Origin of the sequence: Terriglobus roseus (genome assembly GCF_900105625.1) — a bacterium.
Taxonomy (GTDB): Bacteria; Acidobacteriota; Terriglobia; order Terriglobales; family Acidobacteriaceae; genus Terriglobus; species Terriglobus roseus_B.
Genome location: NZ_FNSD01000002.1, coordinates 58,575 through 66,414, shown reverse-complemented (window position 1 = coordinate 66,414; position 7,840 = coordinate 58,575). Strand labels below are relative to the sequence as shown.

The 7,840-nt window shown below is 57.3% G+C and carries 8 protein-coding genes; all 8 read left to right on the top strand.

Going from position 1 to position 7,840, the window contains the following annotated elements; translation table 11 throughout:
• A partial coding sequence (locus BLW03_RS20050; RefSeq protein WP_432279829.1) for a VirB4 family type IV secretion system protein occupies nucleotides 1-1,478 on the top strand: 1,478 nt, incomplete at its 5' end.
• A 59-nt stretch (nucleotides 1,479-1,537) separates the two neighbouring features.
• Nucleotides 1,538-2,362: a TrbG/VirB9 family P-type conjugative transfer protein gene (locus tag BLW03_RS20045; RefSeq protein ID WP_074656241.1), complete on the top strand. Its 825-nt coding sequence runs from the start codon at nucleotides 1,538-1,540 to the stop codon at nucleotides 2,360-2,362.
• Between the two features lie 3 nt (nucleotides 2,363-2,365).
• Nucleotides 2,366-3,664, top strand: a complete 1,299-nt coding sequence (locus BLW03_RS20040) for a TrbI/VirB10 family protein (protein WP_074656240.1) — start codon at nucleotides 2,366-2,368, stop codon at nucleotides 3,662-3,664.
• A gap of 23 nt (nucleotides 3,665-3,687) precedes the next feature.
• Nucleotides 3,688-4,476, top strand: coding sequence for a hypothetical protein (locus BLW03_RS20035; RefSeq protein ID WP_074656239.1), 789 nt, complete (start codon nucleotides 3,688-3,690; stop codon nucleotides 4,474-4,476).
• Nucleotides 4,477-4,536: 60 nt separating this feature from the next.
• Nucleotides 4,537-4,818 carry a hypothetical protein gene (locus BLW03_RS20030; protein WP_074656238.1) on the top strand — a complete coding sequence of 94 codons (282 nt, stop codon included), beginning with the start codon at nucleotides 4,537-4,539 and terminating at the stop codon, nucleotides 4,816-4,818.
• A 20-nt stretch (nucleotides 4,819-4,838) separates the two neighbouring features.
• Nucleotides 4,839-5,708 carry a type IV secretion system protein gene (locus tag BLW03_RS20025; RefSeq protein WP_074656237.1) on the top strand — a complete coding sequence of 290 codons (870 nt, stop codon included), beginning with the start codon at nucleotides 4,839-4,841 and terminating at the stop codon, nucleotides 5,706-5,708.
• Between the two features lie 245 nt (nucleotides 5,709-5,953).
• Nucleotides 5,954-6,805: a VirB8/TrbF family protein gene (locus BLW03_RS20020; RefSeq protein ID WP_074656236.1), complete on the top strand. Its 852-nt coding sequence runs from the start codon at nucleotides 5,954-5,956 to the stop codon at nucleotides 6,803-6,805.
• Nucleotides 6,802-7,833: a TadA family conjugal transfer-associated ATPase gene (locus BLW03_RS20015; protein ID WP_083350772.1), complete on the top strand. Its 1,032-nt coding sequence runs from the start codon at nucleotides 6,802-6,804 to the stop codon at nucleotides 7,831-7,833. Before BLW03_RS20020 ends, BLW03_RS20015 begins: the two co-directional genes overlap by 4 nt.
• The last annotated feature ends 7 nt before the right edge of the window (nucleotides 7,834-7,840 follow it).

Below are 7,840 nucleotides of genomic sequence, written 5' to 3'. Positions count from 1 at the left end.
GTCGTGACACCGCTTCACTCGAAGAAGGTGCAGGCGCAAAGGCCGCGAATGCAAGCGTAGATGACCTCAGCGATGTCATCCGTTCGCTCGACAAGGTCGGGCAGGGCGAATTCACCATGCGTTTGTTGTTGGCAGCGAAGAGCAAGGAGCAGCTTCACGAGACCATCCCGGCTGTTCATCGCGTCTTTGTCGATGCCCGCGCGGAAGTCATTGAAGAGTCTTTAGGCAATCTGTCCGCGTTCTATACGATGTTCCCCGGCAACGGGAAGTTCAACATCTTCCCTCTGTGGTTGCCAGAGGATCATCATGCGCGGCTTGCAAACGTGTACGCACCGAGCATCGGCCATCCCTACTCCGAAGACCTCGACAACGAATACCTCAATGTCTTTGAGACCAGGAGCAAGACACCGTTTTTCCAAGACAGCTACGTCAACGGCGTGAAGGTGGCGATGATCCTCGGGCCTACAGGCTCGGGCAAGTCGGTTCACAATAACGCGCACGTCTCGATGGAGCGTAAATACAAGGGTTTTACGTACATCTTCGACATCGGCGGCAGCTATGAGAGTGTGGTGGAGCTGTACGGCGGCAAGGTGGACAAGGTAGGGCGAACAGGGCCGCGCGTGAATCCCTTTTCCTTGGAGCCGACCGAAGACAATCTGAAGTTTCTCTACAGCTTCATCAAGCTCCTGCTCACAAACGGGGGCGCCGAACTGGCGCCCGAGGATGAGGATGTGATCTTCGGCGCGGTGCGCAGCACGTATCAGCTTGAGCCGGAGAATCGCCGCCTCTCCAATCTGATGCTGCCGAAGCACCTGAACCGCTACCTCTCGAAGTGGACCGGGAACGGTGTCTATGCCGCCATCTTCGATAACGTGCATGACGAGCTGGAGCTGGGCCGCGTTCAGTGCTTCGACTTCCAGGGCATCAGCAACCAGCAGGACGCCGACCTAATCGAGCCCTTAATGGTGTGGTTGCTGCGCCGTATCAATGCCGTTCTCTATGACCCCAAGAACCTCGGCGTACCGAAGCACATCGTCATCGAGGAGCTATTTTCTTCGATGAAGAACACGCAGCTTCTTGAAGCGGCCCTTGCATCCATCAAGACCGTCCGCAAGAACCTGGGTGGCGTGACTCTCATCGGTCAGTCAGCGAACGACCTGGGAGAGAACGCGGACAGCATCGTCAACTCCTGCACGTCGTTCCTGTTCCTGCCAGATGCCACGTTCAACCGGAAATTCTACGGCCAGCTTTTCAAACTCAGCGAACAGCAGCTCGACCTTTTCGAAAGCCTGCAGCAGCGCGAAGCCTTGTACGTGCGCCGGGACGGATTGACCAAGGTCATCATCCTGAATCTCGACAAGCGCAGCTATGCCAAGTTCTCCACCAAACCAAAAGACCGTTCCCGCCGCGCAAAGCTGGTTGAGAAATACGGCCTTGCTGAAGGCATCGAGCGCTTCGCACAGGGGGAGTCTGCATGAACCCTCTCCTATTCACCTTACGTAAGCAGGTTCATCCACTCAACCCCCGAGGACTCACCATGAAAGCGCCCCTTTACATCGCCGCCAGTCTCGCAATCGTGGCAGTCTGCCACGCCGAACCGAATGACGCAAAGCACCCGCTCTTTCCAAGTGTCCCGCGCACCGTCGTGGTGATCGACTCGGAAGCGCCGCCCGTCGTTCGCGCCGGGCTTCTGCAATCGACCCTGATCCTGCTTCCGGCTGAGGAGAAGGTAGCGACCGTCTTCGGTGGCGATACATCGAGCTGGGTTTTTGATGGGGGCCACGTTGCCTCTCGCTTCATCAGCATCAAGCCGAAGATCGCGGGCAGCAGCACCGACGTGCACATCGTTTCCGACCACGGCAACGAATACACCCTGCAGCTCCGCGAGATCAGCAACGACTCAGACAGCCACTTTGATTCCAAAGTGTTCGTTACCCCTGGCGACCAAGCTGGAAAGGACAAGCTCGCCGCGATGCCAGTCTTTGTTCCGGCCGCAGAGCTGGACCGAGCCAAGCGAGAGGCTGCCGAAGCAACCGCGAAGGAAGCCACCGAGCGGAAAGCCGCGGAGACGAAGGCCGAAGCATATCGGAGCCAATATCCCGGCCAGCTTCATTTCGATTACACCTGGGACCGCAAAAAGGCCGGCGAGCTGGGTCTGCAGGAAGTGTGGCGTGACGACAAGTTCACGTACCTGCGTGGTCATTTCCAAGAGACGCCTGTTCTCTATGAGACCAAGGACGGCAAGGGCAGCCTCATCAACTGGGACTACAACGACGGCCTTTACACGGTGCCTAAGACCGTCCTGCAGGGCTATTTGACTATCGGCAAACAGCGGTTGGATTTCCGCAAGGAAGGGAACTAGGCCATGGCAGAAACACCACACAATCAGGACGCCCCCCAGCCAGGTTCGGTTCCTGCGCAACCGGAAGCGACCGGCAGCAAGAAGGTGAACGTCAAGGTGGTCGGCGGCATCGCCGCTGTCATCCTCGTCATCGGGCTTGCGAACCTCCACAACAGCACGAAGCAGGTTCCTCTCGCCAATAGCGCGATGCAGAAGCCTACTTCCCCGAACGCGACGCAGGTCAACAGCTTTGAGGCTCAGCAGCGACTTATTGCACGCAAGGATGCGGAGGAGCGGCAGCGGCAGGCTGTGCTTGCCGCGCAGAATGCACAGCTTCAACAGGAGCAGGCCTTTCCAGGGCCAGAATCGCAGGACGCCGCACCGATGACTCCTGCCCAGCGGCAAGCGATGTACGGCACCAACAATCCCAACGCACCACAGAAGACCTCAGGACAGTCCCAGGCACAGGCCGAAGCCAAGCAGCGTCAGCTTGAGAGGGAACGGCAGCATCAGGAAGCACTCAACAGCGATACCGTGGCGATCGACTTCGCGCGGACCGCCCCGGCATCGGGCAATGCCAACAACAATACCGCCGTGGAAGCGGCCTCAGCCGATGGGCCAGCAGACAAGGCAGTAGGTGAGGACATCGCCCAAGGACGCCCTACGGCACGGCCTGTCTCAGCAGAAACGCCGCCCCGCAAAGACCCAATGGGTCAATACGACTTTGACGGCTACCAAGGACGCCTCTATCGCGTCTTCGAGGGCACTGTGCTTGAAGGTGTGCTGACGAACCACATCGACGGCGGTTTCAGCGGCCCCATGATCGTGATGCTTACGACGGACTATTACTCCCACGATCACCAGCAGCTTCTTCTTCCGCAGGGCACGCGGCTCATCGGTCAAGTGCAGAGTGTGTCGGGTGCAGGGCAGCGGAAGCTTTTCGTTACCTTCAATCGCGCGATCTGCCCCGATGGGTTCTCACTCGACCTCAACAAGTACACCGGTCTCGATCCGCTGGGTACGACCGGGCTTGCAACGAACGTGAACAACCACTACCTCAGTTCCTTCGCCGCCGCTGCCGCAGTCGGTGGGATCGGTGGACTGGCCCAGGTCGGCAACAACGGAAGCGTGCTGGATGCGAATACGCAAATCCGCAACGGGATCTCCTCGCAGACCGCGCAGGAGTCGGAGCAGATATTGAACAAATTCCTCAATCGTCTGCCCGTCATCACGGTAAAGGAGGGTTCCAGAGCGCGCGTTTATATCAACCAGGACATTCTCATCCCCAGCTACGCAGAGCATCGCGTAGACCCATCCCTCTAACGCAACTCGCATACGGAGGACGCATGCAGTTCAAACTATCCCGCAAGCGGAAATGGATCGCCGTAGGAGCCTTGGTGCTCTGCACGGCTACACCCAGCTTCGCTCTCTTCGGCATCGGAGACATCGTTTTCGATCCAACCAGCTATGCCTCTCTCGTGTCCCAACTGACCACGTTGGAGAGCCAGTACAAGAGCTTTAAAAGCAATGTCGTCAACTTCAGCGTGAAGACGCAGTGGCAGACAGCATTGAACAAGATGAAGCAGGTTCAGGTCGTCAATCGCCACGGCGAGACGAACGGCATGACCACCGCGCTCAATCAGAACTCCACCACAGCCGCAACCACGGCATGGACAAATTCGAGCGTAGCTATATCTTCCAACACCAACTCCTACCTTGCGAGTGAGGCGGCTGGGAACAGCGACAAGCTCACCCAGCTCGCCATCGTAGAAACGTCCGACACGGTTTCACCCGATTGCCTGAACGCAGTCGGCTCCTACCGCGCCGCACGATCCGCTTCCGTAACGGCGAATACAAGCCTTCAGGCCAACCAGCTTGACGGCACCAGCACCACGAACAGCGAAGTGCAGCAGCTCAACCTCGTGAACGCATCGCAAGCCCAGCAGCTCAACGAGCAGCAGGCCCAGGGTGCGCTCCACGCTTGCATCGCGCAACAGATGACCATTCAGAACATGCAGGAGAGAGAGGCCATGGTCCACGACCTCAATCTCGCTGCCAACGTACAAGCCCAACGGAACGCCAACCCAACCGGATACGTGAACTCAACGGGCACGTATACGGACTACCTGCCATAGCGTCGGGGTGCAGCGCCGTCCCCGGATAGCGCTGTACTCTCCTTAAAACAGGAGCCTCCAATGAAAAACACCACCGTTCTACTTGTTCTTTCGTTCTCTATGACCGTTCTTGCTGGTTGCGAAGCAAAAACGCCTGCGGTTTCGTCCCCGGAGCCAAAGGCCACAGTTTCTCAACCTGCAACAAACGAACACCCCGATCCGACGAATAAGGATTGTGCTGCCATTGCCGACCCCGCGAAAGCGGAAGATTGCCGCCTCTGGAAGAGCGTGGAGGCTGCAAAGAAGAAGCACAACTCCAACAACGTTGTGAAACATAGCCCGGGTTCGATCCAACAACCCTAAGCAGATTCCAGAGGCGTGAAATGCCAGGCACCGATTGGCTTTACCAGTTCACCAATAATCTGACAGCGCTCACAACCGCCAACGGTGGGGCGCTGACCAGCTTCGGCCTGACGCTACTCAGCTTCATCGCGTTCATGCAGCTTGCCAAGATGGTCATCAACTTCAGCACAGCCAACATGAGCTTCAGCTTCAATCCTGCCCCGTTAGAAGGTGGCGAGATCGTCAAGTTCATGTTGAGGCTAGGATTCTGCTGCATCCTTGAAACCTACTGGATCAATCCTTTGCCGGGTGCGAGCTGGGGCTTCAACAAACTGTTCTCTGCCATCGCGCAGGAAATTGTCAAAGTGCTCGATCAGAACACTCAGGCTCAACTAACATGTGTCATTCAGGAAGCGTGGCAAAAGACCGGTCCGCCGTCGCTCATCTCTCCACTTGAGATCTTCGAGTACGTCTACGTTCAGGTCCTGATGGGGGTTGCGGCTGCAATTATTTTCGTTATCAACGTGAGCAGCTTCATCTTCTACGCCGTAACGGCGCTGTTCGGGCCGCTCTTCATCCCGTTGTACATGACCGATACCTTTCGCGGGAAGTTCCTTCACTTCATTGACGTACTTGTGAGCTTCGCCATGATTCGGGCTGTTGCCGCCGCCTTCATCTTCGTATGGTCAGGTTTCTACACGACATTCCTACAACAAACCTTCAATGGCGACTATTCGATTGGGATGTGGATAGCAAATATCCTCCCGGTCACCATGGTGTTCGTCGCTTTCATCATCAACATGCTTTTCATCCCGACGATCACTCAGGCAGTATTCGGCGGCGCTGCAGGCACCACCGCCTCTGCACAGCAAACAGTCATGCGGCTAATCCCGTTTATCAAAGGACGTTAGACCATGCGCAGACAGACGGTTGAAAGTTACATCGCTTATCCCGCAATCATTCCGTTTCCCTTGATCCACTTCATCGGAGGTGCTTTCAAGTGGTTCATCATCCTCACCTGTGTAGCTTCAGTCCCTTATTCGCTGTACCGCTGCTCCAGCGTTATCTCTCAGGTCGCGCACAACCCTAAGCCGGTACACAACGCAGCACAGCATCGGCGGCATACACCCTTTACCCCGAAAGGACCGCGTACATAATGGCTACTCAGATCGCACCGCTTACCGACGCCGCCTACACCTCAGACCACGCTGTGCTTACCGACACCATTGCGAACGAGGTCTATGCCGCGCACTATAACGAGCGCAAGACGAGCCGAATCATCATCGGTGGCCTGTCTGTTCTGCTACTCGGATCGTTCGCAAGCATCGTTGCCCTTGCTCATAAACCTGTCATCAACCGGTACATCCGCATCGACGAGATGGGCAAAGCGCAGGCCATTGTGTACAGCGACCTCAACTACTCACCCCGCGAGGGCGAGGTGCGAACCTACCTCACCGATTGGACCAACTACCGCTACACGCTGAACCGGGAGACGGTGGCGAAGAAGTATCCGCTGAACTACTACTTCCTCTCGCAGCAGCTAGCGTTGCAGCTCATGGGCGAGGACAACGCCAACCACACCATCTCGCAGGTCACGGCAGGTCAAACAGAGCAGAGCGAAGTGGATGTGCGCAACGTCACCATCACGAGCATGTCCACGGAGCAGGTTCAAGGCGCAGTGATGGCAAAGGGTACCGCGCTTGTGAACTTCGACAAGCTGTTCTCTGTTCGAAACTCTCGGCAGCCGCGCACGGAACATTGGATGTTGAGCGTGACGTACTACCTGAACCCCAAGCAGGTATCCGACCAGGCGAAGGTCTTTCCGCAGTTCGAGACCATCAATCCGCTAGGTCTGACCGTGACGGAATTCCATGAAAACCGTCTTGGTGTCGATCCAATCGCCATCGACGGAGCAACATTGCCGAAGCCTCAGCACGCCGCCTCCACACCACTCGCGCCCAGCAGCCCCTTCATGCCGGAAACGACAACGCCTGGGGTCGCACAGTGAGCTACAACCTCATCCTCCCATTCTTTCCCGAAGAGATTCGGATGCTACTTCTCGACCCGTCCATCTCCGACCTTATGATTAACGGCACGAGCGGGGTCTATGCCGACCGTGCCGGTGTGGTCGAGCGAGTGAAGCTCGCCGATGCGTACACCAACGAACGTCTGACCGCAGCGATTGAACGTGTCGCGCGTGTGTTGGGGCAAGACCTCACGATGCAGAACCCCATCCTAAACACGCGCTTGCCGGATGGTTCGCGTGTCGCTGTGGTGGGGCCGCCAGCTTCCATCTCTGGCCCCACTTTAACGATTCGGAAGTTCAACAAGTGGTACACGAGCGATGAGCTGGTGGCGAGTGGAAGCCTGACCGTCGAAGTGCGTGACCTCATCGTTTCTCTCATCGGCCAGCGCAAGAACGGAATCATCGCCGGTGGAACCGGCTCTGGGAAGACAACGCTGATGAAGGCGTTGCTCGATCACGTCCCGATGTGCGAGCGCCTGTGTGTGATCGAGCAGCCCGCCGAGTTGCAGATATTGCAGCCGAACACCATTCGTTGGGAAGCCGTTGATGCGATTCCTGGTCAGGTTGCAGTGACACCCAGCGAGTTGTTGGCCGCTGCGCTTCGTCATCGTCCTGATCGCATCATCATGGGCGAGATTCGCAACGAGGCAGGGTACGACCTGCTTCAAGCGATGAACACCGGACACGGCGGCACGATGTCTACGATTCATGCCAGCAGCGCCGTCGAAGCGCTGGATCGTCTCGCCAACCTTGCCCTGAGTGCCCGAGCGAACCTCAATCACGCGTTCATGCGGAGCGAAACCGCGAAAGCCATCGACTTCACGCTGTATTGCGAGCGTGCCGCCAACGGTCGGCGTCAGGTGCGCGAAGTCGTGTTGGTGAAGGGCTACGACTATCGCTCGGAACAGTTCCAGGTCGAGGAAGTTTACTCAGCACCCCAGCCGAAGACGAGCCGTGAGCTGATGCTTGTCGGCGCATCGGCTGCAACACCCACTGCGCAGTTCGCATAACCGAAAG